A 458-nucleotide genomic window follows, 5' to 3' on the forward strand; every position below is an offset into this window, starting at 1 on the left:
CCGACCCATTCGTTGTATATGATTTTTTTGGAAGTCACAAGAATGGCAATGTCATTATGCTGATTTTTTGTATTGTAGTTTTCATGAACTATAATCTTGTCGATCTTGAGGCGTTGTGAATTAGTTTCCTTTAAGTTAGTCAGATCGTAGCCTCCGAGAACAACTTCCACATCCTTGACTTTAACATCCCAGACGCAATGTGCTGCCGTCAATATGTGTCTTTCGGTGATGACTGATCCACCACAATAATGGTCCTTATCTTCATCCTCAATTGCGGCCATCCATGGGTACTCGTTCTTCTTGGTAGGCGTTCCACCATATATTCTGCCCGTATTTCTCTTGCCGCACTCGCAGTTGAGTTGTGGTTTAGGAGTAGTCTTACCCTTAGGTTTTGCGGCTGCCCAGGTCAATCCGACCAATAGTAACAATACAAAAACCACCTTCATTTTGTAAAGATG

Annotated in this window: 1 protein-coding gene; it reads right to left on the reverse strand. The window is 42.4% G+C overall.

What is annotated here, in order from left to right:
• A partial coding sequence (locus L9G74_RS19945; protein WP_238898517.1) for a S1 family serine peptidase occupies positions 1–428 on the reverse strand: 428 nt, incomplete at its 3' end.
• Positions 429–458 lie beyond the last annotated feature (30 nt).

This window comes from Shewanella electrica, assembly GCF_022321485.1.
Classification (GTDB): domain Bacteria; phylum Pseudomonadota; class Gammaproteobacteria; order Enterobacterales; family Shewanellaceae; genus Shewanella; species Shewanella electrica.